Origin of the sequence: Dactylosporangium salmoneum, assembly GCF_039532525.1 — a bacterium.
Lineage (GTDB): Bacteria > Actinomycetota > Actinomycetes > Mycobacteriales > Micromonosporaceae > Dactylosporangium > Dactylosporangium salmoneum.
On record NZ_BAAARV010000086.1, the window covers coordinates 53,268 to 75,811 of the forward strand.

The window sequence follows — 22,544 nt, forward strand, 5'->3', positions numbered from 1 at the left end:
AGGTACGCCCCCTCCAGGGCGCCGCCCAGGGTCGATTCGAGGAGCGTGGCCAAGGGGGTCAGCGGACGATCTTTCTCGCCGGGCGGTGGCTGGCGACCTCCGGGGCGAACGGGTCGAGCTCGATGGCGATCCTCGCGCCGCGCAAGGGGGAGCGTTCGATGACCAGGCGGCCGCCGGCCGTCTCGGCGACGCGGCGGACGATGTCCAGGCCCAGGCCGGTGGAGCCGGCGCCGCTGGCGCCCCGACGGAGGGCCTTGTCGGGGTCGGTGATGCCGGGGCCGGCGTCGTCGACGATGAGGCCGCGGGCGGAGACGTGCACCTCGAAGGCGGTGCCCTCCTGGGTGTGCTGGAAGACGTTGCCGAGCAGGCAGTCGACGGCCGACACCAGATCCGACTCGGAGACCGGGACGTACACGGGCTCGTGGCCGCCCGTCACGCGCCACGGGCGGTTCTGGTCCTCGGCCAGCACCGACCAGAAGGCCAGGCGGTCGGCGACGACCTCCACGAGGTCGGTCGTCTCGGGGGTACGGTCGGCCGCGGACCGGCGGGCGGCGGTGATGATCTGCTCGATCTCGTCGTCCAGGGCGTCGAACGCCTGGCGCATGCGCTCGCCGATCGGGCCCGGGGGCATCGCGTCGGCGTCGAGGCGCAGGGCGGTCAGCGGGGTGCGCAGGCGGTGGGAGAGGTCGGCGGCCAGCTCGCGCTCGGCGTCGGCGAAGGCGACCATCTGCTCCGCCATGCGGTTGAAGCTGCGGGCGGCGTCGCGCAGCTCCGGCGGGCCGTCCGGCTCGACGCGGGCCTTGAGGTCGCCGTCGCCGAACGCGCGGGCGCCCTCGGCGAGCTTGCGGGTGGCCCGCACGATCTGGGCGCCGAGCCGGTCGGCGACGAGGGTCGAGCCGGCGACCAGGACCACGGCCAGGCCGGCGAGGGCAAGCCAGGCGGCGCCGACGCCGCGGCTCAGGTCGCCGTCGGAGACGTACACCTCCACGACCGCGGTGCGGTCGCCGTCGAGGACGACGGTCTGCAGGTAGGCGAGGCCGCCGGGGGCGGTGGTGGTGAGCGACCGGCGCTGGCGGGCGGCCCGGTCGACGTCCGCCGACAACGCGTGGCTGGTGCCGACCGTCGGTTCGCCCACCAGGTGTACCGCGAGCCGCCCCGACTGCCCCGCCGGCACCGTGGCCACGGCGCGGTCCAGGGAGCCCGAGCCGTTGCCGGGGACGGAGGCGAGCGCGGCGACCATGGCGTCGGCCTGGTAGCGGGCCTCGGCCAGGGCGCGGTCGTGGGCGATCTGCTTGGTGACGTACGCCAGGGGCACGAGAAACGCCAGCGCGATCATCGACGTGATCGCGAACGACAGGCGCATCAGCGCGGATCTCATGCGGGTGCCTGTTCCGGGTCCGCCAGCATCACGCCGACGCCGCGGAACGTGCGCAGGTAGCGGGGCTGGGTGGCGCTCTCGCCCAGCTTGCGGCGCAGCCACGACACGTGCACGTCGATCGTCTGGTCCTCGCCCGAGCTGTCCGGGCGCTGCCACACCTCGGTGAGCAGCTCCCGGCGGCTCACCACGCGGCCGGCGCGCTGGGCGAGGTACGCCAGGAGGTCGAACTCCTTCTTCGTCAGCTGCAACGGCCGGCCGTTGATCGAGGCCGAGCGCTGCTGCGGGTTCACGTGCAGCGCGCCGACGGTCACGCCGGCCGGGGGTGCGGCCGGGCCCGGCGTGCCCTGCCCGCGGCGCAGCACCGCGTTGATCCGGGCCGACATCTGGGCGCTGGAGAACGGCTTGGTGACGTAGTCGTCGGCGCCGGCGTCGAGCAGCCGGATGATGTCGCGCTCGGAGCGGCGGGCGGTGGCCACGATGACCGGCGCGTTGGAGATGCCGCGCAGCATCCGCAGCACGTCGAGGCCGTCCATGTCGGGCAGGCCGAGATCGAGGATGACCAGGTCCGGCGGGTCGGTGGCGATGACCCGCAGCGCTGACCCGGCGTTGCCGACCGGGCGCACCACGTGACCGGCGTCGGTCAATGCCCGGGACAGGGCGCCGGACACGGCGACGTCGTCCTCGACGAGCAGGATGAGCGGCATGGCAACACGCTATCGGTCGCAGCTCGGCTCCTCCGTTCGGACCCGCATGAGAGACTGCCGGAATGCGGGTTCGTCGAGGCGCCGTGCCGGTACTGCTGTGGTGCCTGGCCACCACCGCGAGTATCGGGGTGGCGTCGCTGGCGCTGCGCCCCGTGCTGCGTACCGCCGTGCCCCAGGACTCCGTGCCCGTCGCCACCGATGAGCAGGCCGGCGGCCGCGAGGTGGTGACCCAGACCCTGCCGCCGCCGAGCCTCGACCCGCCCGGCCCGTCGCCGACCATCATCTCCGACCCCGGCTCGGCGTTCAGCCCGCCCGCCAGCCCGCCGCCGGCCCCGCGCACCAGCGGCGCCGCCCCGACCACGGCGGGCGCCCGGCCCACCAGCGCCGCCCCCGCCCGCTACGTCGACGGCTGGACGGTGACCACCGGCTCCGACGGCGTCGACGTGTACCTCAAGTCCTTCCGCACCGACGGCGGCGACGCGGTGATCCGCATCCGCGGCGGCGTCGTCTCGGTCGTCACCGCCACCCCGCGCGACGGCTACTCGGTGGCGCAGTCGCAGACCGAGCCGACCCGGCTGGTGGTCCAGTTCATCTCGTCCCACGGCAACGCGGCCTGGCTGGTCGACTGCATGTGGTGGCAGAACACCCCGCACGGCGACGTCACGCGCATCGGGACCTGATCCGGCTACGACAGCATGTGCCGGCGGAAGCGCCGCCGGGCCGCGAGGTCCGACAGGGCGCCGCCGAGGGCGAGGATCAGCACGTAGGCCGCGCACAGCGGGACCGTGATCCGGGCCGCCAGCTCCACCCCGCGGCGGGGTTCGACGAGCGCGGCGGGCCACCAGCGCACCTCGCCCGGGCTCACGCGGTACACCACCGCACCGCCGGCGAAGGCCGCCCCGAGCGCGACCGGCAACCGCTCGTCGAGCAGGCCGAAGCCGAGCCAGTGCGCCCCGAGTCCCCACAGCGCCGCGAAAGCGAGCACGAGCGGGACGCGCGCGAGCCGGTTCACATGATCGATTGTCCCCCCGGCGGAGAGAGATTCGGTCCCCCGAGTTGCCACCCGTCCGCGAACGGGTGAGGCTGAGGGTGAGGTGATGGGGATGTGGCAAATGTTTCAGGGTGGCGAACCGGCGGCACGCCTGCGCACGGAACTGGGGACGTGGTATCCCGCCGAACGCGCGCGCAACATCTCCCGGGCATACGCGGCGGCCGGCCCGCTGACCGACGCCCAGATCGTCTCGCTGGCCCGGCTCGGCGACGCCGACCGCGACCGTGAGCTGCGCCTGCGCTACCCCGGCGAGGAAGCCCAGATCGGCGCGGCGGCCGACTACGGCATGCGCGCGGCCGCCCCGGACGACCTCGGCGGCGCCGGATGCTGCCGCCAGCACCTCGGCGACGTCTAGTACCTGAAATCGCGGTTAAAAGCGTTATTCGCGGGCCCCGAAAATCATCGGGACAACTTAATGCGCAGCTAATAGCATCGGTCCCGGGACCGGATTTACCGTCATCACGTGAGCGCTTCGGTTGTTGACGATGTTGACGACGCGGAAGCAGGCGTCGCCGAGGACGAGCCCGGCCGCCGGGACGTCTGGCGGCGGGTGATCGCCGTCGCCGTGGTGCTCGTCGCCGCCTTCGCCGTCGTCGTCCTGTGGGCCCGCCCCGCGCACGAGCCGGGCGCGCCGGCCCTGGTCCCGCCCACCGGCGACCCCGACGTGGTCGGCGTGCTCAACCCGACCGACCTCGCCTTCCTGCAGCTGATGATCTCGCTCGACAACAGCGCGCTGCCGCTGTTCGAGCTCATCAAGGACCAGCCCGCCCTGCAGCCGGCCGCCGCGAGCGGGTCCGACGGGCACAAGGCCGAGCTCGTGGCGCTGCGGGCCGCGCTGGTGGCCGGCGGCGGGATCGAGAACCCGACCGAGCACGCCGGGCACGACCTGCCCGGCATGGTGCTCGACGCCGACCTGGCCGCGGTCCGCGACGCACCCGCCGACCAGCGCGCCGCCAAGGCCGTCGCCGTCCTGCGCGAGCACCTCACCGGCACCGTCGCGCTGGCCACCTCCGAGGGCAGGGCCGGGTCCGACCCGGCCACCAAGACCGCCGCCGCGCAGGTCCTGGACGCGCACACCAAGCTGCTGGCCGCTTTGCCGGCGGTGTAAGTTTCCCCGGTTGTACGTCCCTGAGCTGCGCGCATACCGATGCGCTCGGGGCGCGGCTGTTGCGGTACGGCATCCGGCTCCTATGAAACCCGCATGAGGAGACTCTGGGCCGCCGTCGCGGCCAGCAGCATGGCCGTGGCCGGCGCGGTCGCCGTCATCGGGCTCACCGGCACGGCATCGGCGGCCGTCGGCGGCACCGGGACCGGGTACCTGAGCACCCAGGGCGCGCAGCTCGTGGACTCCACCGGGGCCAAGGTGCGGCTCACCGGCCTCAACTGGTTCGGCATGGAGACCGACAACAAGACGTTCCACGGCCTGTGGGCGCGGCCCTGGCGCGACCACATCGACCAGATGGCGAGCCTCGGCTACAACACCATCCGGGTGCCGTACTCCGACGACGCCCTCAAGGCGGGCGCCCAGGCGAACAGCGTCGACGGGTACAGCAACCCGGACCTGCAGGGCCTCACGCCGCTGCAGATCCTCGACAAGGTCGTCGACTACGCCGGCAGCAAGGGCATGCGCATCCTGCTCGACCGGCACCGCCCGACCGCCGCCGGCCAGAGCGCCCTGTGGTACGTCCCGGCCACGCCCGAGTCGACCTGGATCGCCAACTGGCAGATGCTGGCCCGCCACTACGCGAACAACCCGGCCGTCATCGGCGCCGACCTGCACAACGAGCCGCACGCCGACGGCACCGACCCGAGCGGCACCGGCGCCTGCTGGGGCTGCGGCGACGTGAACCGCGACTGGCGCCTGGCCGCCGAGCGGGCCGGCAACGCCATCCTCGAGGCCAACCCGAACTGGCTCATCGTCGTGGAGGGCGTCTCGTGCCCCAGCGGCGGCAACGCCAACGTCTGGGACAACATCCCGGACGAGCCCTGCGGCTGGTGGGGCGGCAACCTGTCGAAGGCCGGCCAGTTCCCGGTCCGCCTGAACAAGCCCAACAAGCTCGTCTACTCCGCGCACGAGTACGGCAACTCCGTCTACCACCAGGCGTGGTTCGACGACCCCTCGTTCCCGGACAACCTCCCGGGCATCTGGGACCAGTTCTGGGGCTACCTGCAGAAGCAGAACATCGCGCCGGTGCTCGTCGGCGAGTTCGGCAGCACGCTGCAGAGCCCGCAGGACGTGGTGTGGCTGCAGAAGCTGATGCAGTACATGGGCACGGGCGTCACGGGCATGAACTTCACCTACTGGTCGTGGAACCCGAACTCGGGCGACACGGGCGGCATCGTCGGCGACGACTGGAAGACGGTCAACCAGCAGAAGCAGTCGATCCTGCAGCCGTACCTCATCCCGCCGGTCGGCGGCGGCACCGGCCCGACGTCCTCCTCCTCACCCTCACCGCAGCCGCCCACCGGTGGCTGCACCGCGACGGTGAAGATCGACAATGCCTGGCAGGGCGGCTTCCAGGCCAGCGTGACGGTGAAGAACACGGGGAGCGCGGCGGTCAATCCGTGGACCGCCACCTGGACCGTGCCTTCCGGCGTGACGCTGAGCAGCGGGTGGAACGCGACCGTGACCCAGTCGGGGACGACGTTCACGGCGCAGGCTCCGAGCTGGTCGGCCTCCTTGGCGCCGGGCGCTTCGGCCACGATCGGCTTCACCGCCAACGGCCCGTCGACCCCGGCCCCGTCGGGGGTCGCGCTGAACGGCTCCACCTGCTCATAAGTCCCGATTTATCGGCGCAAATCGCCCATTCTGGTCGCGGGCCGCGGCCTGGTGGGGCGGCGGGCGGGGTGCGGTGGCCCGGTCCTGGTCCGCTCGCCACCAAATCCCATCGAATGTCGTTGAAACGGACGTAAGCCGTAGGTTGCGGCGCGATTGGGCGCCGGCAGGGCGTTACTGGGGGGATTCGGCCCCGGGGAAGGGATTCGGCGCCTTCCCCGGGGTCGCTCCGCGCGCGGAGCGACCCCGGCGGGCGGCTCAGCCCCGGTACAGCTCCAACGACGACAACTGCCCCGCCGGCTGCACGCTGTTCGCCGTGAACACCAGCCGGAAGTACCGCCACTGCCCGCCCGGCAACGCCACGCTGACCCGCTGCCCCGACCCGCCCGAGAACGTGTACGTCGCCGCCCCCGCCAGCGACGTGAAGTCCTTGTCGTCCGTGCTGCCCAGCACCTCGATCCGCTGCGTCCGGTCCGGCCACGCGCTCGACGGCGGCAGCCGCAGCACCGCCCGCCGCGCCTCGGCCGGCGCCCCGAGGTCCACCTCCACCCACTGCGGGAAGGCCCCGTTGCGGCTCTCCCAGTAGCTCATCGCGTCGCCGTCGGTGACGTTCCCGGACCCGTACGCCTGGGTGTGGCCGCTGTCCCGCGTGCTGCGCCCCGCCGCGAGGTTGACCCCGTCGGCGGCGTTGGCGACCGTCTGGCTGGGCGCCGCCGTCGCGCTCGGGCCGCCGGTCGTCCTGGAGGACGGGGCGGCGCTCGCGGACGGGGCGCCGGAGCGGGTCGACGCCGGGGAGGGGGAGCCGGACCGGCGGGCCTGGGTGGGTGTCGTGGTCGCGGAGGGGTCCGACGTCAGGCCGTGCTGCTCGCCGCTCGCCTGGCCGCCGTCCAGCGGGGCCCCGCCGCCGGGCCAGGCGGCGGCGATGCCCACGCCCAGCAGGACGAGGACGGCGACCACTGCCGCGACGAGCAGCGTGCGCCGGCGGCGGGCTGGGGGAGCGGCGGCGGGCGCGGGGGACGGGAGGTCGGTCAGGGGGAGCGGTTCGGCGGCGAGGAACGGCTTCGGGCGTGCGGCGGTGTCGCCGGGGTGGCGGTCGGCGAGTTCGCGGGCGGCGGCCAGGCCCCACGGGCTCGCGTCGCCGATGACCGTGATGTCCACGGGGGCCGGCAGGTCGGTCAGCGCAGCCGTGAACAGTGCCGACAGCGGTGGCCACAGCAGGTCGTTGATCTCGAGGCCCGGGGTGCCGACTTCGACCCGATAGCGGCCATCGGGGTCACGGCGCCGACTAGGGAGAACGGACGACTTCGGCGGCGGAACCGGGCCTATCTCCTCCACCGTAGCCGATGCATCCAAATCCGTGGAACGATCATGGCCGATGGGAGTCGTCGCGCTACGCAGCGTGGCTCGGCCTCGGGCCGGGGGGAGGGGGCCCGTCGGGTAGGCGTGCAGGCCGTCGCTCCACACGCGCACCAGCCAGCCGAGGTCCATGCCGTAGGTGGCGGCGTCGAGGGGGCGCAGGGACGGCTGCGGCGGCGTGGACGACAGCACCTCCTCGCGGCCGTCGGGCAGCATCTGCAGCAGCCAGGCGGGCTCGGCCCACACCGGGTGGCCGGCCGCGTCGAGGGCGTGGACCACGACGTCGCCCGCGGGCGTGTGCAGTGGCACCCCGTTGACCAGGCGCACCGGCCTGCCCAGGGCGGCCGCGGCGGCCAGGGCCGGCGGGCGGCCGGCGCCCTGGCCGGGGAGGAGCGGGACCAGCTCCACGTCTTCCGGGAGCGTTCGAAGGGTGTCGGCCAGCGAGTCGGCGGTGTTGAACAGCAGGCGCGGGCGTGCGGGATCGGCCGCCACGGACAGGGCCAGCTCCGATGGGGTGCCCAGCAGCCAGCCGGCGGGCATCGGGGTGAGTGTCACCTCCGGTGCCTGCCAGGCCGGTGGGGGCCAGCGCGGGCCGAGCGGGGTCCGGCTGCCGTCGGGCGTGTGCCGCCACCAGCCGGCCTCGGCGAAGAGCGTCCCGCCCGGAGTCACCACCACCGGGCCGTCCGGCGTCACCACGGGTAGGGGCAGCGGGACCGCCGTGGAGCCCGCGCCGAGCAGGAGCAGGCCCTCCACGTCGTCCGGGATCTCCAGCGGCGGGACGTCGACGGCCAGCCAGCCGGGCGGGATCAGCAGGCGGTGGTCCACCCAGCGGGCGGTCGGCTCGCTCTGCTCCTCGGTCACCCCGGCACAGTACCGCCTGCCACCGGCGCCACCGCCGGGCCGCCGCTGCCGCTTGCACGCAGCGTGAGGGACGCGGACGCAACGTAGATGGCGGGCTTGCGCGGGGTGGACATGCCGGTGCCGATGAAGTACGACGGGTGCGGGGGCTGGTTGTACGCCGTGTTCTGCCACGCGATCGCGGTCCGGTACTGGCTGTCGTGCATCAGCGTGTAGAGGCGCGTGGTCGTCGGGGTCGGGGTGCTGTAGATGCGCAGCGCCGTGTTGTCCGTCGTCGGCCAGATCACCTCCTCGCGCCAGTCGCCGAGCAGGTCGGCCGAGAGCGACGGGGTGGACTTCGTGCCGTTGTTGGCGTGCACGCCGGAGGCCGTCAGCAGGCGGGTGTCGCCCGAGGTGCCGTACTTGTCGATGTGTGTCCCGTCCAGCAGTTCCCGGGTGGTGTCGCCGTCCCACCAGACCACGAAGTTCGTCGAGCCGGGCTTGCGCGTGGCGACCACGGTGCCGTGCGGGTCGCGCAGGCCGTCCGCGGCGGCGGACCACGACTCGGCGCCGGGGCTGCCGGCCCAGATGTCGTCGGACACGCCGCGGCCGTTGTCGCCGTTCGGGGGCGTGGTCCACAGCACCTGGCCGGTGCGGGCGTCGGCCATCCACGACGAGGGCTTCGAGCCGTCCTCGTCGACCTTGAACTCCTCCAGGCCGGGGCGGGACGGGTCCAGGTCGCCGACGTGCAGCGCGTCGCCGTGGCCGTTGCCGGTGTTCCACAGGCGGGTGCCGTTGTCGTCGACGGCCATGGCGCCGTACACGATCTCGTCCTTGCCGTCGCCGTCGACGTCGGCCACGGCGAGCTGGTGGTCGCCCTGGCCGGCGTACGCCGAGTTGCCCGACGCGTTGCTGTCGAACACCCAGCGCTTGGTCAGGGCGCCGCCCCGGAAGTCCCACGCGGCGATGACGGAGCGGGTGTAGTACCCCCGGGCCATGATGAGCGAAGGGTGCTGGCCGTCCAGGTAGGCCGTGCCCGCCAGGAAGCGGTCGACCCGGTTGCCGTAGCTGTCGCCCCAGCTGGACACCGTGCCGCGCGGGGGATCGTAGTCCACTGTGGACATCGCGGCGCCCGTCTGGCCGTTGAACATGGTGAGGTACTCCGGGCCGGACAGCACGTAGCCGGAGGAGTTACGGTAGCCGGCGGAGGCGTTGCCGATGACCCGTCCGGTGCCGTCCACCGTGGCGTCGGCGGTCTTCATCGCGACCTCGGCCTTGCCGTCGCCGTCGTAGTCGAAGACCTGGAACTGCGTGTAGTGTGCGCCGGCCCGGATGTTGCGGCCGAGGTTGATCCGCCACAGCCGCTGGCCGGTGAGCCGGTAGGCGTCCACGTACACGTTGCTGGTGACGCCCGACTGCGAGTTGTCCTTCGAGTCGTTCGGGTCCCACTTGAGCACGATCTCGTACTGCCCGTCGCCGTCCAGGTCGCCGACCGAAGCGTCGTTGGCGCTGTAGATCGAGCCGGGTGACTGGATCGGTACGTCGAGATAGCCCCCGCCGGTGAACCGCAGCGATGCCGGGGAGGCGGCCTGCTCGACCCCGCCGGCCACCGCGCGCACGGTGTACGAGGCGTCGGCGGCCCCACCGGCGTCGAGATAGTTGGTAGAATCGGTGACGGTCGCGATGCGCGTGCCGGCACGGTAGAGGTTGAAGGCGGTGTCCAGCGCCTCGGTGCCCAGCAGCCGCCACGAGACCAGGTTCCCGTTGCCGGAGCGCACGGAGATCAGACCGCGGTCGAGTCGTTCCATCTGGCGGCCGGTCGGCGAGGACGGCGGCGAGGTCGAGGTCGACGGCGAAGGGGTAACAACGCCGCCGCACGCCACGCCGTTCACCGCGAAGTCCGCCGGCACGGGGTTGGACGAGGCGAACGAGCCGTTGAAGCCGAACGAGACCGTGCCCCCGGTCGCGATGGAGCCGTTGTAGCCCGCGTCGGCCGCCCGCACCGACAGGCCGCTCTGCGTCACCGTCGCGTTCCAGGCCTGCGTGACCGCCTGGCCGCTCGCGAACGTCCACGTGACGACCCAGTTGCTGACCGGGTCGCCGAGGTTGGTGACGTCGACGCTCGCGCCGAAGCCGCCCTGCCATTCGTTGGTCACCGTGTAGGTGACGCGGCAGCCGGACGCCGCCGCGGCCCCGTGGACCGCGGCGGCGGTGACACCGGCCGTCGCCAGGAATGCCGCCGAGGCGGCGAGGAGTCTCCGCATGGGCCGGACCGTAGACCGGCGACCAGGAAAGAGAAACCTGTCGATCCCGGGACCACTGGCCGGCGGTCCCGGGACCGGTGAAACTTACTGCAGGCGGAAGGACTGGGCGCCGGTGCCGTTGCAGGCGTACTGCACGAGCTGCACGCCGTCCGCGGTGGACGCGCTGGGGGTGTCGAGGCACTTGCCGGTGGCCCGGCTGACGAAGTGGTAGTACCCGCCGCCCTCGGCGACCGGCTGCCACTGCTGGTTGGTGCCGCCGCCGTACGCCCACAGCTGGATCGGCGCGTTGTCCGCGGTGGACTTGCCCGTCACGTCCAGCGACTGGGCCGGGTTGGCCTGGTTGTCGATGTGGCTGTAGCCGCTGTCGGTGGACTGGAAGCGGTAGTGCTGCGCGTTGGTGCCGTTGCACGTGTACTGCTGGATCGCCGTCCCGTTCGCGGTGCCGGCCGACCGGGCGTCGACGCACTTACCGCTGTTCTTGTTGACGATCGAGTAGTACTGGCCCGGCGTGATCGGCCCGCTGGAGGTCGGCGGGGCCGACGGCGATGCCGACGAGGGGGGCGTGGTCGTGGACTGCCCCGCCAGCCACTGCAGGCCCTGGATGATCCAGCGGTTCTGGTTCGCGCTCTCGAACGTCGACGAGGTCCGCGTGTTCGTGTCGTAGTTCATGCCGTTGTGGCCGAAGTTGGCGTACAGCATCTTGTAGTTGCGGTTCGTCCACAGGATCGGGTAGTAGCCGCTGTACCACGACTGGTTCGGGTCGGTGCCGACCGGGAAGCTGCTCGGGTCGACCGACGCCAGGATGTCGATGTTCGGGTTCTGCCGCAGGTCGTTGCTCCACGAGTACCACTCGGAGACCGCGGAGGTGAACGTCGCCGGGAGCCCGGCCGTCGACGGGTGGTTGCGGTCCTCGACCTTGTAGGTGATCCGGGTCGGCCCCCACGTGTTGGTCTGGAACGCGCCCGAGCCGAGGAACGTGTTGTAGTACCAGCTCCACGAGCCGGGATCGGTGGTGAAGGCGCTCACGTGGAAGCCGAAGAACGCGCCTCCGTTCTGCATGTACTGCTGGAAGGCGCTGCGCTGGGCGGCCGGCGGCGCGTCGTCCAGGAACATGATCACCTTGTACTGCGCCAGGCTGCCGGCGTTGAGCCGGCTCCAGTCGGTGGTCGCCTCCCACGTGAAGCCGTTCTGGGCCCCCTGGGCAGGGAACCAGTCCTTGGCCTCTTTGTCGAAGTCGATGTGGGCGGCGTCCCAGGTGCCGTTGTAGAACGCGAGCACCTTGAACGGGGTGGCGGCGAGGGCGGGTCGGATGGCGATACCCACCCCGGCCGCCGTCAACAGGGCAAGCGCGAGCAGCGCCAGCTTTCTGCGCACGGTAGGGGGTCCTTCGGGTGTAGGCGGGAGGGATGGGCGGATCCGCTCGTTCGAATCATCGGCCATCGATGACCGCCCGCACAAGGTAAAGAACCCTAATAGTTAAGTTAAGTCGCGAATTAACGCTCCGTGACCGCGTCCGCGCAGGTCAGGATGAAGGGCGCAGAGGGACGGCGGCGGCCAGGTCGATCCGATCGGACGTGACCGGGCGTGACTGTGCCGGCGCGCGACCGCGGCGTGGCGGGTGCGGCCACCTCGCAGGCCCGCCGGCCCACCGCCGGCGCGGCCGGGCGAGCGGGGCGCGAGCCTGCGCGACTGGGACGTCTCGGCCCCGATCGAGCAGCTCGCCGGGGAGTACGACCCGGCGCGGCTCACCGCCGTCTGGGAGGCCGACCGGGCCGCGCCCGAGTGGGCCGGCCCGCCGGTGTGGATCCACGGCGACCTGCACGCCGGGAACCTGCTCGTGCGCGGCGGCACCCTGGCCGTCGTGCTCGACTGGAGCTGCCTCGCGGTCGGTGACCCCGCCGCCGACCTGCTCCCGGCCTGGCTGCTGCTCGACGGCCCGGGGCGGGCCGAGTTCCGGGCCGCGCTCGCGCCCGACGAGGACACGTGGCGGCGCGGCCGCGCGAAGGCCTTCGGCATGGCGCTGGCGGCGTTGCCGTACTACCGCGACACCAACCCGTTCCTGGCCGCCCTCGGCCGCCGGGGCATCGCGGCGGTCCTGTCCGAAGTGGACGGTTAGGAGCGGCCGCGCGGCCCCACGGCCGCTCCTGCGGGGGCTCAGGCCTTGACGTCCACCAGGTCGCCGCTGTTGAGCACGGAGCTGAGCTGGTCCAGGTTCAGGCCCTTGCTCTGGAACTTCTTCACCAGCTCCGTCGCGCTGAGCTGGCTCAGGTCGTCAGTGTCGCTGTTCAGCAGCGTGCCGAGCTGCTGCAGCTTCGAGCTGTCCCGCAGCCCCGCCGGGCCGCCCGCGCCACCGCCGGGCGGCGGGCCGGGGCGGCCCTGCTGGGCGGCGATCTTCTCGGCCATCTCGTCGTCGGAGACGCCGTCGGGGGCGGCCGGCGCGTCGCTGGGCTTGCCGGCCTTGATCGCCGCGATGAGGTCGTCGTGCGAAACGCCCTGCTGTTCGGCGATCTCATTGAGGCTGCTGCCGTCCTCGAGCTTGCTCTTGAGGTCGCCGGCGGACAGGCTCAGCGCCTTCGCCACCGGCTCGAGGGGGTCCTGCCCGTCCTTGGGCCGTTGCGGCGGCCGGCTCGCCTGGAACTGGATGCCGTACGAGCCCGAGATGCCACTGATGCCGCTGATCGAGGTCACAGTTGCTCCGTCCGTGGTGCTGTTCGCGGTACCGCCGGATCGCTCGTCGACCCGGCCCGCGCCTGACTTCGACCCACCGGGTGCGGGGCGGAGCCTTTGCCAGGCTATTGCCAGGGTTCACCGGCTTCTGCCAGGCGGACGGCGGAGGCGCCGGTGCGGCGGCGGTGCAGGCAGGGTCTAGGTTGGTTGCCGTGCTGGACTGGGGGGAGCGCGACACCGGCGACGTCGACCGCGAGGGCCTGGAGGCCGCCGCCGGGCTGGCCCGGCAGCGGGCCGGCGCCGCCCAGCTGGTCGTCGTGCGCGACGGCGCCGTGGTCCTGGACCGGGCCTACGGCTGCGCCCCGGACGCCCTCTTCTGGACCTTCTCCACCAGCAAGCCCTTCGCCGCGCTGCTCGTGCACCGCCTCGCCGAGCGCGGCGCGCTCTCGCTGGACGACCCGCTGGCGAAGCACTGGCCCGAGTTCGGCGCCAACGGCAAGGACGCCATCACGGTCCGGCACGTCCTGCGGCACCGCTCGGGCCTGCCCGTGGCCCGCTCGGCCCTGCGCGACGCCATGGCCATGACCGACTGGGCCGCCTCGGTCCGCGCCATCGAGCGCGCCCGGCCGCGCTTCGCCCCCGGCGGCGGACCGGCCTACCAGTACGTCAGCTACGGCTTCCTGCTCGGCGAGCTGCTCCAGCGGGTGACCGGCACGCCGATCCGGGAGCTCCTCGCCGCGGAGATCCTCGGCCCGCTCGGGCTGCGCGACACCCACCTCGGCCTGCCCGACGCGGCGTGGCCCAGGCACGTGCCCATCCGCGGCCGGGGCGCCGGGCCGGCCGTCACCGCCGCGTACCTCAACCGCCGCCCCCTCCGGCAGGCCGTCATCCCGGCCGCGGGCGTGTCCACCACGGCCCGCGACCTGGCGGTGCTCTACGCCGCGCTGGCCGCCGGGGGCGCGCTGGACGGAGTGCGGGTGCTCAGCCCCGAGTCGCTCCGCGTCGCCACGACGCCGACCAGCGACGGCACGATCGACGCGCTGATCCGGCTGCCCATCCGATGGTCGCAGGGGTTCCAGCTGGGCGGGCCGGGCCTGTTCCCGCAGCGGCCGAGGCCGATGGGGCGCACCAGCAGCCCGCAGGCGTTCGGGCACAACGGCAGCAACGTGTGCGTGGCGTGGGCCGACCCCACCCGCCGCCTGGCCGTGGCGTACCTGACCAACGACCTGCCGGCCCGGGCGGAGGGCGCGCGGGCGCAGAACGCGGTGGCCGAGGCGCTGCTGGCCGCCTGCCCGCCGTTGCCGGCCTGACCGGCGAAACGCGCGCCGCCGGACCTGATCAATGCCGCGGCGCAATTGCCGGATCAGGATGACGGGTGGCGCATCGCCCGGTAAAGGGCGCGCGGCACTCCGATCTCGATTCCCGGTTCACGGGGCGGCTCGGGCCGGCCATCGGATCGGCGTGGAAATAGTCGCCCTTCGGTCCCGGCGGGCGCGCATCCCCTCGTCGTCCTGCGCGTGTCATTGCGGCACGAGTCGGGCAGGAACGCCGGCCCGCCGGCGGCGGCGTGCGGCAGATCGGCGGGACGTGCACCGGGCCGAACATGCCGGCGTCACCCGGGCCGGAGAAGGCTGGAGAAACAGTCCATCGCGATCGTGGTCAACGGCGGCGGGTGGCCGGGCCGTCGTCGCCGGTCAGGCCATTCAGGCCGGGGCCAGCGGTGGTGGTCCCAGGAGAACTCCGGCCGCGCGACGAGCGGCCATCCGTACAGGATAGACCGCCGGCCCGGCCCGGGGTGCCCGTAATTGAACCGACACGATCGGTGAAGAACAGTTTTGGCGGCACTATCTGGCGCTTAATCAATCCATTGGCGATACTGTTTGCGCGGGCCGGCGCATTCTTGCGGCCCTTCCCACGCCGCTCACGGGAGGTCGGCCGACATGGCCAAGCGTGTCATTCAGGAACTGATCGACGATCTGGACGGCAAGCCCGCCGACGAGAGCGTCAGCTTCGGGTTGGACGGCGTGCAGTATTCGATCGATCTGTCCAAGAAGAACGCGGAGAAACTGCGGGCGGCGCTCAAGCCCTACATTTCCGCGGGGACCAAGGTCGGGCGCAGCGCGACCGTTGGGGCCCGAACCGCCCCGGGCCGGGGGCGGGGCACCACGCGCGGCGACCGCGACCAGAACCGGGCCATCCGGGAATGGGCGCAGGAGGCCGGATTCCAGGTCTCCGACCGCGGGCGCATCAAGCAGGAGATCGTCGACCAGTACCACGCCGCGACGGGGCGGTAGTCGCAACAAAGTGCTCAAGGACGGCCCCGGCGGGCCGATCCGGCTGGGGTGAACCTCGTCGCGGTGCTCATCGTCCGGGACGAGGCGGCCCACCTGCCCGGCTGCCTCAGCTCCCTCGGCGGTGTCGTCGACGGCGTCCACGTCCACGACACCGGCTCCACCGACGGCTCCCCGCAGCTGGCCCGCTCCCTCGGGGCCACCGTCAGCGCGGGGGAGTGGCGCGACGACTTCGCCGCCGCCCGCAACGCGGCGGTCGCGGCGGCCGGCGCGCCGGACTGGGTGCTCAGCATCGACGCCGACGAGCGGGCCGTGGCCGTCCCCGGGCGGCTGCGGACCCGGCTGGCGGCCGCGCCCGCCGACGCGTTCGTCGTCGAGCTGGACAACCGGCACGACGAGCTGCCGTACACGCACCGCGCCACCCGCCTGTTCCGCCCGGCCGCCCTGCGCTGGGAGGGCCGGGTCCACGAGCGCCTCGCCCCCGACGGCGACCGGCCGGCCATGCCCCGCGAGGCGCTCCACCTGATCCACCACGGCTACGAGGACGCCGGGACCAGGCACCGCAAGTCCGTCCGCAACGTCGCCCTGGCCGAGCGGCGCTGGCATGAGGTGTCCGATGCCTCCGACCGGCCGACCATCCTGCTCGACCTGGCCCGCAGCTACGTGGGCGCCGGCCGGCTCCAGGCGGCCGTCGACACCTTCGAACAGCTCCGGGCGACGGCGCCGGGCACCAGGCAGTGGATCCTCGGCACGGACGCGCTGGCCCGCCTCCTGCTCGGCGCCGGCCACGACGACGCGGTCGTCCTGCTGGCCCGGCAGCTGCGCGACGAGGGCGTGGACCCGGGCTACTGCAACTGGCTGGAGGCCCAGGCGCTCGCCCAGCTGGGCCACGCGAACGAGGCCTGGCGCCTCCTGCGAACCGTGGACCAGGTGGTGGACCCGGCCGGGCGCGTCTACCCGCCGGCGCACCTCGCCGAGCTCAAGCGGCTCCTGGCGCAGCTGGTGGGCGTCACAGATCCGGCCCCGCCCGATCGCTCATCACCTGCCGGATCTCGACGCTGACCCCCGCCGCGGCCGCGATCTCCACGGCCCGCTCCAGCGAGTCGACGTCGACGATCCAGTACCCCCCGAAGGAAGACGGCGGCGGTCCGACCCGCACGGCGAGGCTGGGGTCGGCCAGGCGCCGCGCCTCCATCAGCTCCCCGCCCGCGTCGGGCGGCGGCGCGGCCGCCCCGGGGGCATGCAGCAACACGAACTTCGTCATGCCACACGGTCGGAGCGGCCGCCCGGACCTCTACACGGCCCGCGGCTCCCCCCGGTACGTGCCGAACGACCAGAGGTTGCCCTCCGGGTCGCGCACCGCGAACCCGCGCGAGCCGTAGTCCGTGTCGTTGAGGCCCTGGATCACCGTCGCCCCGGCCGCGACCGCCCGCGCGTGCAGGGCGTCCGGGTCGGCGCACACGACGTAGCAGCCGAAGGATCCCGGCGTGAGCCGCCAGGGGCCGCCGTCGTCGCGGTCGCTGCCGAGCATGATGCCACCGCCTTCCGGCCATGAGAGCTGCGCGTGCTCGACGACGGAGCCCTCGCCGTACACCGCCGTCTCCTCGAACCCGAACGCCTCCACGAGGAACCCGATCAGCGCCCGGGCGTCGCGCGCCCGCAGCGTGGGCCACACCTGCGGGGCCGGAACCTTGTCGTCACTCATGCCGTCGACTCTGCCGCGGCCAGGTCCACCGGCGCTTGCATGTTTCGGAACTCCTCCGCCCACCAGCGGGCCGGCGGCAGCCCGGCCAGGGCCGCGAACTCGCGGGTGAGGTGGGCCTGGTCGTAGTACCCGCACTCGACGGCCAGCGCGGCCAGCGGGCGCGCCCCGCCGGACTCCTGCAGCCGCCGCCGCGCCCGGTCGAACCGGGCCACCCGCGCCGCCACCTTCGGCGACAGGCCGATCTCGACGCCGAAGCGGCGGCTGAGGTACCGCCCGCTCCACCCCGTCGCCCCGGCCAGCTGCGACGGCGAGACCGTGCCGCCGGACGCGCAGAGCCGCCGCCACGCGAACGCCACCTCCGGCGCGGGCCCGCGGTCCGGGTCGGCCCGCCGGGTGAGCACCTCGTCGACGACGCGGAACCTCGCCGGCCAGTCCGGCGCGAGCGCCACCCGCTCGTGCACCTCGGCGGCGAGCGGCCCCAGCACGCAGGCGGCGTCGAGGTCCGCGCCGGCGAGCTCCCCGGCCGGCAACCCGAACAGCGACCGGGCGCCCAGCGGCGACAGCGCCACCTGGATGCCGGCCTGCCGCCCGCCGTGCACGACGATCGCCGGGGTGGTGTGCAGGCCGCCGACGAGCGTGTCGTAGCGCCCCGGGGGCGTGGCCGGGTCCGGATGGGCCGCGATCCGCAGCGGCTCGCCGAGCGCGATGATGAGGGTGAGGTACGGCGAGGGCAGCCCCCGGTGCCGCGACGGCGGCAGCCCGTCCTGCGCGTAGCCGGAGTACCAGGCCGCGAAGGGCCGCACGGCCGGGGCCGGCCGCCAGCGGAAGTACTCCGAGGCCATGCCGCCAATCTACTCAGGCGCTGCGGCGATCCGCCTGGTTCACCGGCCACGGCGTGGTGGCCGGCGCCGCCTCCGCCTCGCCGATCAGCGCCGACGCGTCGTCGTCCAGGGCGGCCTGGACGCTGCGGTACGTCGGGATGCTCGACAGTGTCCCGCCCTCACGCAGCGTGTGCACGACCGCCGGGCCCGGCGCCGCCAGCACCAGCGTGCCGCCCTGCTCGGCGGCGATCCCGGCGGTGACCCGCAGCATCATCACGCAGGTGCAGTCCATCGACGCCACCGCACCCAGGTCGACGACGATCCTGACCTGCGGCCGCAGCAGCACCTGGGACAGGGCCGTCTCCAGCTGCATCGCGCTGGCCGCCACCAGCGACCCGTGACAGGACAGGACCGTGGCGGCAGCGAGTCGTTCCACCGCGAGGGTCAGGGCTGCCATGCTGCGACGATACGGTCCGCGATGACCTTCGGTGTACCGCTGTCCAGCCGCCTTCCCCGTCCGTCCGGAGGGTGCCCGGCCCGCCGGACGTCGCGGTCCGTGATCGTTCGGACGGGGCCGACCCTGGCCCGGCCGGGTGTTTCCCGGGGGACTTTGTCCGCCGACGCAACCCGATGACCGGTTTACGCGTCGGGCACACAGGCGACCGCAATCCGGCCGTCACGCTGCGTATCCGGGCCGATCGGGCGACCCCGGACGTTGCGTCGCGCCCGGCGGCAGCCGCACGGAACCACGATGCGGTGACGTCGGGCAACCTCGGCAACCCCTTGCGAAGACCCTTCACCTTCGATGCGACAGGCGTCCATGTGCAACGCGGCGATAGTGTGCGTTGTCAATATGAACCCGAACCCGGCGCACGGGCCCAGGCGGTGAATCCCGCCGGGTGCCGCGCGCCGTCGTTAGGAGGCTCCATGGTGAGAAAAGGCCTGGCCACAGCCGCGGCCGCCGCCTTGGCCGTCCCGGTGCTCGTCGCGCTGCCGGCAATGCCGGCCGCCGCCGCGCCCGCGAAGGCCCCGGCGAAGGCCGTGACGTCCCCGGACGACACGCGGGAGATGACCCGCACGAAGTTCACGTTGGACGGCAAGGCTCTCGACACGTCGAAGATGGCGAGCAGCAAGGCGCAGCAGCGCTCCACGCTCGTCGCGGCGGACACCCCGCCGGTCGGCACCGTCCGCCAGTGGCTGGGTTCCGACGATTACAACGGGACGCTGTACCGCAAGAACTACGTCCTGCGCGGCGTGGGGCAGCACATCGAGATCTGGGTGGCCGTCGACACGACGTTCCCGGCGGGCGACTGCCGCAACGCCGGTGCCGGCTCCACCGCGGTGACCGATGAGCAGGTGACGAACTTCATCAGCGAGTTCGACAACAACATGTACCCCAAGGAGACCGCGGCTTTCAGCACGCCGGAGAGCCGCGACGGAAGCCACGCCCTGCTCGGCCCCGACAAGAACGGCAACGGCGGGGTCTACACGGGCGCCGGTGACAAGACGGTGACGCTGGTCGACAACGTCCGGGACGGGAACTACTACGACCTGGCGAACAACCCGACCTACATCGCCGGCTTCTTCTCCTCGCAGTTCGACGAGCTGTTCGACCGCAACGTCATGACGATCGACGCGTTCGACTGGGCGCACCGCACCGGTGCCCACCCGGCCCACGAGCCGACGACCGACGCCTGCACGAACCGCCCGGCGAAGCCGCGCAGCTACGAGGGCACGTTCGCACACGAGTGGCAGCACCTGCTGGAGAGCTACTCGGACCCGAACGAGGTGACCTGGATGAACGAGGGTCTCTCCGACTTCGCCATGGCGCTCACCGGCTACAGCAACCCGAACCTCACGGTCGCCGACTACGGCGGCGACAGCCACGTGTACTGCTACCAGGGCTACGGCGGGGTGGTCACCACCTACAACCCCATCCCGCGCGACTGCAACGGCGCCCAGGGTTCGCTGAACCTCTGGGGCGAGGGCAACACGGGAAGCGGTGTGCTGGCCGACTACGGCCACGCGTACCAGTTCATCCTGTACCTCTACGACCGTTTCGGTCTCGACCTCATCTCGCGGCTGCACCGTGACGCCGACCTGCAGGGTCTGGCCAGCGTCGACGCCGCGGTGAAGGCCAAGGGCGCCAAGGACGTGTACAGCGTCCTGCACGACTTCCAGACCATGATGCTGGTCGACAAGACGGTCGACACCAAGTTTGGCATCGTGCTCGGCGCCGAGAAGTCCAAGGTGACGTCGAAGAGCATCCTGGCGCAGGTCAACCTGGACAACCCGGCCTCGTACAACAAGCCCGGGGCCGCGCCCAACGGCGCGGACTACGTCCCGCTGCAGAAGGACGGCAAGCTGCTCAAGGGCAAGGATCTGCGGTCGCTGAAGTTCAGCGGCGTCGCGGAGCTGCCGCCCCTGCCGCTGGCCTACACGCTGGTGAACAACGACCCGGACCGGCCCGGCAACTCGGTGCTGTTCTCGGGTAACGCGAACAACACCGACGCGAGCGCCGTGATCCCGGTGACCGTGCCGGCGAGCAACGCGTCGCTGACCTTCCTCGCGAAGTACGGCGCCGAGCTCACGTACGACTACGCCTACGTCCAGGTCTCGACCGACGGCGGCGCGACGTACACGTCCATCCCGGGTGACAAGACCGTCGCCGGACCGCTGGGCCCCGGCCTCAACGGCACGACCGACGGCTTCGAGCTGCACACGTTCGACCTCTCGGCCTACGCCGGCAAGTCGATCCTGCTCAGCTTCCGCTACGTCAGCGACGGTGGCGTCAACGAGGGCGGTCTCCTCGTCGACGACATCACGGTGGGCGGCACCCTGCTCAGCGACGGCTCCAGCCTGGCGCCGTTCAAGTCCCCGACCCAGATCAAGCCGGTCTCGGTGAAGAACTGGGACGTGAAGCTCATCGGCCTGGACGAGAACAACCACTTCGCGTGGCAGTTCGAGTACAACGGGGTGCACAGCCTGCAGCTCAACTGGATCCAGCTGGCGCTGCTCTCGCTGTTCCCGAAGGTCGTGGCGGTCGTCGCCTACGACGAGCCGACCGAGATGGTCCAGCAGTACGCGCCGTACACCCTCACGGTGAACGGCGTCCTGCAGCCGGGTGGCGCCGCGTCCTGACCGGCGCGGCACCAGGCGGCCCCACCGCTGCTCGCGGCGGTGGGGCCGTCCCGTGTCTAGACTCGCCGCGATGCCTGACGATCACAAGCGGCCGCAGCGGTACGGCGTGACGCGCGCCCAGATCGCGAGGGCGCAACGCCTGCGGCGCGAGGGCGACTGGCTCGGCGCCTGCCACGCCTGCGGCATCGAGGTCGCGATCGACCCCGGCATCGTGGCCGAACGGGCGGACCTCGCCGACGACCTGCGCCACCTGGTCCCGGACCTCCTGCGCTGGCACGCCCTGCGCCTGCAGCGCCACCCGGCCCGCACCGACTGGCGCCTCAAGTGGACCGCCTACGGCGCCCGCGCGGTCACGTCCCTGGCCCGGTACGGCGAGGACGCCCTCTACCTGACCGGCTGGCCCGATCGCGCTCCCGCCCGCTTCGCGCTGCGCTTCGGCCGCCCGCCCGACGGCCACGAGACCACCACGCTGGCGGGCCTGCGCGAGCTGTGGGACGACCGGCAGGCAGGCAACCTGGCGGCCCGCTGCGGCGGCGGGACGAGCCTGCCGTTCTTCACCGCCGACGGCCGGCCCGGCTCCGGCCCCGCGTCGCCGGTCGAGCGGGTCGTGCGCCTGTTCAACGACTTCCGCCCGGACGACGCGTGGCGCGCCGCCGGCGTCGAGCCCGAGCTGACCGACCGGATCCGCGGGTGGCACGACACCCTGCGCCCCTTCGACGCCCCGGCCGCCCCGCAGGCCCTGGCGGCGGCCCGCCGCACCGGCGCCGACGTGGTCTGGGCGCACGCCGGCGAGCGCGAGTACTTCTGGTTCGACCGCCTGGACACCGCCGCCCCGCGGCTGAGCGTCGTGGACTCGAGGTGGCTGCGGCGCCATCCCGCCGTAGAGCTTCCGCTGACGGAGCTGTTCTGGCCCGCCGACTTCGTCGACCTCATGGCCGGCCGGCTCGGCCCGCGCGACCTGCACCCGATGGTCGCCGCCGCCCTGTTCCCGGCCCTGCCCGGCCCGGAGGACTGCGGCCCGCCGCCCCTGCCCCCGCCCGCCCCGGTCCGCGTGGCGTGCGCCGAGGAGTGGCACGTCCTGGAACACCGCGACGGCGTGCTGAGCGCCCCGCACCCGCCCGAGTACCTGGAGCGGGAGGCCGCCCTGCTGGCGCTGCGCGGCCCGAGGCCCACCGGGTGCGCCGCCGCCCTGCTGTTCTGGCGCGGCGTCCTGGCCCGCGCGCCACGCGAGCTGCGGGAGGTGCAGGAGCTGCACCGCGAGCTGCTGGCCCGGGTCGCGGCGGGGGAGGCCGACACCCTCGAGGCCATGCTCGACGCCGGCCTGGACCCCCATTGCCGCTCGGCCGGCAGCGGCACCCTGCTGCACCTGCTGCCGGGCCTGGTCCCCGACGAGGCCGCCCTGCGCCTGTTGCCGCGCCTGCTCGCCGCCGGCCTGGACCCCGACGCCGAGGACCGCCGTGGCGTGACCCCGCGGGCGGCGGCCGGGGAGCCCGGCGCCAACCGGGCCCTGGCCGCCGCCCTGCGCGCGCTCCCGCGTCCGCCATGACCTCCGC

21 protein-coding genes are annotated in these 22,544 nt (G+C 73.1%); 10 read left to right on the top strand and 11 right to left on the bottom strand.

All coding sequences use genetic code 11. The features are described 5' to 3' along the window. Positions 1-58: 58 nt before the first annotated feature. The gene (locus ABD352_RS43630; protein ID WP_344618483.1) at positions 59-1,378 is read right to left on the bottom strand and encodes a sensor histidine kinase; all 1,320 of its coding nucleotides are present in this window, start codon (positions 1,376-1,378) and stop codon (positions 59-61) included. Next, entirely contained in the window at positions 1,375-2,082 is a 708-nt protein-coding gene (locus tag ABD352_RS43635) for a response regulator transcription factor (protein ID WP_344618484.1), read from the bottom strand. Before ABD352_RS43635 ends, ABD352_RS43630 begins: the two co-directional genes overlap by 4 nt. Positions 2,083-2,144: 62 nt before the next feature. Between ABD352_RS43635 and ABD352_RS43640 the strand changes: the two genes are divergently transcribed. Then, positions 2,145-2,762 carry a hypothetical protein gene (locus ABD352_RS43640; RefSeq protein WP_344618485.1) on the top strand — a complete coding sequence of 206 codons (618 nt, stop codon included), beginning with the start codon at positions 2,145-2,147 and terminating at the stop codon, positions 2,760-2,762. 5 nt (positions 2,763-2,767) lie between these two features. On the opposite strand, the gene ABD352_RS43645 is transcribed toward ABD352_RS43640, so the two are convergent. Beyond that, the gene (locus ABD352_RS43645; protein WP_344618486.1) at positions 2,768-3,094 is read right to left on the bottom strand and encodes a hypothetical protein; all 327 of its coding nucleotides are present in this window, start codon (positions 3,092-3,094) and stop codon (positions 2,768-2,770) included. Positions 3,095-3,185: 91 nt separating this feature from the next. On the opposite strand from ABD352_RS43645, the gene ABD352_RS43650 reads away from it, so the two are divergent. The 3 genes from ABD352_RS43650 to ABD352_RS43660 all read left to right on the top strand — a co-directional run bounded on the left by ABD352_RS43650 (position 3,186) and on the right by ABD352_RS43660 (position 5,912). Continuing rightward, positions 3,186-3,488 (top strand): hypothetical protein, encoded by a 303-nt coding sequence (locus ABD352_RS43650; protein ID WP_344618487.1) that lies wholly within the window; start codon positions 3,186-3,188, stop codon positions 3,486-3,488. Positions 3,489-3,596: 108 nt separating this feature from the next. Next, on the top strand, positions 3,597-4,241 hold the full coding sequence (locus ABD352_RS43655; protein ID WP_344618488.1) for a hypothetical protein: 645 nt from the start codon (positions 3,597-3,599) through the stop codon (positions 4,239-4,241). Between the two features lie 93 nt (positions 4,242-4,334). After that, entirely contained in the window at positions 4,335-5,912 is a 1,578-nt protein-coding gene (locus ABD352_RS43660; RefSeq protein WP_344618489.1) for a cellulase family glycosylhydrolase, read from the top strand. A gap of 255 nt (positions 5,913-6,167) precedes the next feature. On the opposite strand, the gene ABD352_RS43665 is transcribed toward ABD352_RS43660, so the two are convergent. The 3 genes from ABD352_RS43665 to ABD352_RS43675 all read right to left on the bottom strand — a co-directional run bounded on the left by ABD352_RS43665 (position 6,168) and on the right by ABD352_RS43675 (position 11,740). Beyond that, on the bottom strand, positions 6,168-8,126 hold the full coding sequence (locus ABD352_RS43665) for a discoidin domain-containing protein (protein WP_344618490.1): 1,959 nt from the start codon (positions 8,124-8,126) through the stop codon (positions 6,168-6,170). Beyond that, the gene (locus ABD352_RS43670) at positions 8,123-10,366 is read right to left on the bottom strand and encodes a rhamnogalacturonan lyase family protein (RefSeq protein ID WP_344618491.1); all 2,244 of its coding nucleotides are present in this window, start codon (positions 10,364-10,366) and stop codon (positions 8,123-8,125) included. Before ABD352_RS43670 ends, ABD352_RS43665 begins: the two co-directional genes overlap by 4 nt. 84 nt (positions 10,367-10,450) lie before the next feature. Continuing rightward, a complete protein-coding gene (locus tag ABD352_RS43675; RefSeq protein ID WP_344618492.1) occupies positions 10,451-11,740 on the bottom strand; it encodes a ThuA domain-containing protein in 1,290 nt (429 codons plus the stop codon). Between the two features lie 244 nt (positions 11,741-11,984). On the opposite strand from ABD352_RS43675, the gene ABD352_RS43680 reads away from it, so the two are divergent. Further along, a complete protein-coding gene (locus ABD352_RS43680) occupies positions 11,985-12,482 on the top strand; it encodes a phosphotransferase (protein WP_344618493.1) in 498 nt (165 codons plus the stop codon). Between the two features lie 38 nt (positions 12,483-12,520). Here the strand turns inward: ABD352_RS43680 and ABD352_RS43685 are convergent, their stop codons facing one another. Further along, positions 12,521-13,054 carry a hypothetical protein gene (locus tag ABD352_RS43685; RefSeq protein ID WP_344618494.1) on the bottom strand — a complete coding sequence of 178 codons (534 nt, stop codon included), beginning with the start codon at positions 13,052-13,054 and terminating at the stop codon, positions 12,521-12,523. 191 nt (positions 13,055-13,245) lie between these two features. Here ABD352_RS43685 and ABD352_RS43690 point away from each other — a divergent pair, with 191 nt between their 5' ends. From ABD352_RS43690 to ABD352_RS43700, 3 genes are all read left to right on the top strand, one after another. Beyond that, positions 13,246-14,343, top strand: a complete 1,098-nt coding sequence (locus ABD352_RS43690) for a serine hydrolase domain-containing protein (protein ID WP_344618495.1) — start codon at positions 13,246-13,248, stop codon at positions 14,341-14,343. 630 nt (positions 14,344-14,973) lie between these two features. Then, positions 14,974-15,327, top strand: a complete 354-nt coding sequence (locus ABD352_RS43695; RefSeq protein ID WP_344618496.1) for a histone-like nucleoid-structuring protein Lsr2 — start codon at positions 14,974-14,976, stop codon at positions 15,325-15,327. A gap of 48 nt (positions 15,328-15,375) precedes the next feature. Then, positions 15,376-16,386, top strand: coding sequence for a glycosyltransferase (locus tag ABD352_RS43700; protein ID WP_344618497.1), 1,011 nt, complete (start codon positions 15,376-15,378; stop codon positions 16,384-16,386). Here the strand turns inward: ABD352_RS43700 and ABD352_RS43705 are convergent. From ABD352_RS43705 to ABD352_RS43720, 4 genes are read right to left on the bottom strand one after another with little or no spacing between them, the layout of a single operon-like run. Next, the gene (locus ABD352_RS43705; protein ID WP_344618498.1) at positions 16,334-16,588 is read right to left on the bottom strand and encodes a YciI family protein; all 255 of its coding nucleotides are present in this window, start codon (positions 16,586-16,588) and stop codon (positions 16,334-16,336) included. The two genes, ABD352_RS43700 and ABD352_RS43705, sit on opposite strands and share 53 nt — an antisense overlap. Positions 16,589-16,618: 30 nt before the next feature. Continuing rightward, positions 16,619-17,029 carry a VOC family protein gene (locus ABD352_RS43710; RefSeq protein WP_344618499.1) on the bottom strand — a complete coding sequence of 137 codons (411 nt, stop codon included), beginning with the start codon at positions 17,027-17,029 and terminating at the stop codon, positions 16,619-16,621. Beyond that, positions 17,026-17,871, bottom strand: a complete 846-nt coding sequence (locus tag ABD352_RS43715; protein ID WP_344618500.1) for an AraC family transcriptional regulator — start codon at positions 17,869-17,871, stop codon at positions 17,026-17,028. Before ABD352_RS43715 ends, ABD352_RS43710 begins: the two co-directional genes overlap by 4 nt. Positions 17,872-17,884: 13 nt before the next feature. Further along, positions 17,885-18,307 carry an STAS domain-containing protein gene (locus ABD352_RS43720; protein WP_344618501.1) on the bottom strand — a complete coding sequence of 141 codons (423 nt, stop codon included), beginning with the start codon at positions 18,305-18,307 and terminating at the stop codon, positions 17,885-17,887. Positions 18,308-18,777: 470 nt separating this feature from the next. Between ABD352_RS43720 and ABD352_RS43725 the strand changes: the two genes are divergently transcribed. Further along, complete coding sequence (locus ABD352_RS43725) at positions 18,778-20,991, top strand: choice-of-anchor J domain-containing protein (protein WP_344618502.1); 2,214 nt, start codon at positions 18,778-18,780, stop codon at positions 20,989-20,991. A gap of 70 nt (positions 20,992-21,061) precedes the next feature. Next, entirely contained in the window at positions 21,062-22,537 is a 1,476-nt protein-coding gene (locus ABD352_RS43730) for a hypothetical protein (protein WP_344618503.1), read from the top strand. The last annotated feature ends 7 nt before the right edge of the window (positions 22,538-22,544 follow it).

Bases quoted from the DNA above. Each gene is read 5' to 3' on its own strand.
- ABD352_RS43630 (WP_344618483.1), bottom strand. From the start codon at position 1,378: ATGAGATCCGCGCTGATGCGCCTGTCGTTCGCGATCACGTCGATGATC.
- ABD352_RS43635 (WP_344618484.1), bottom strand. From the start codon at position 2,082: ATGCCGCTCATCCTGCTCGTCGAGGACGACGTCGCCGTGTCCGGCGCC.
- ABD352_RS43640 (WP_344618485.1), top strand. From the start codon at position 2,145: ATGCGGGTTCGTCGAGGCGCCGTGCCGGTACTGCTGTGGTGCCTGGCC.
- ABD352_RS43650 (WP_344618487.1), top strand. From the start codon at position 3,186: ATGTGGCAAATGTTTCAGGGTGGCGAACCGGCGGCACGCCTGCGCACG.
- ABD352_RS43660 (WP_344618489.1), top strand. From the start codon at position 4,335: ATGAGGAGACTCTGGGCCGCCGTCGCGGCCAGCAGCATGGCCGTGGCC.
- ABD352_RS43670 (WP_344618491.1), bottom strand. From the start codon at position 10,366: ATGCGGAGACTCCTCGCCGCCTCGGCGGCATTCCTGGCGACGGCCGGT.
- ABD352_RS43695 (WP_344618496.1), top strand. From the start codon at position 14,974: ATGGCCAAGCGTGTCATTCAGGAACTGATCGACGATCTGGACGGCAAG.
- ABD352_RS43705 (WP_344618498.1), bottom strand. From the start codon at position 16,588: ATGACGAAGTTCGTGTTGCTGCATGCCCCCGGGGCGGCCGCGCCGCCG.
- ABD352_RS43710 (WP_344618499.1), bottom strand. From the start codon at position 17,029: ATGAGTGACGACAAGGTTCCGGCCCCGCAGGTGTGGCCCACGCTGCGG.
- ABD352_RS43715 (WP_344618500.1), bottom strand. From the start codon at position 17,871: ATGGCCTCGGAGTACTTCCGCTGGCGGCCGGCCCCGGCCGTGCGGCCC.
- ABD352_RS43720 (WP_344618501.1), bottom strand. From the start codon at position 18,307: ATGGCAGCCCTGACCCTCGCGGTGGAACGACTCGCTGCCGCCACGGTC.
- ABD352_RS43725 (WP_344618502.1), top strand. From the start codon at position 18,778: ATGGTGAGAAAAGGCCTGGCCACAGCCGCGGCCGCCGCCTTGGCCGTC.
- ABD352_RS43730 (WP_344618503.1), top strand. From the start codon at position 21,062: ATGCCTGACGATCACAAGCGGCCGCAGCGGTACGGCGTGACGCGCGCC.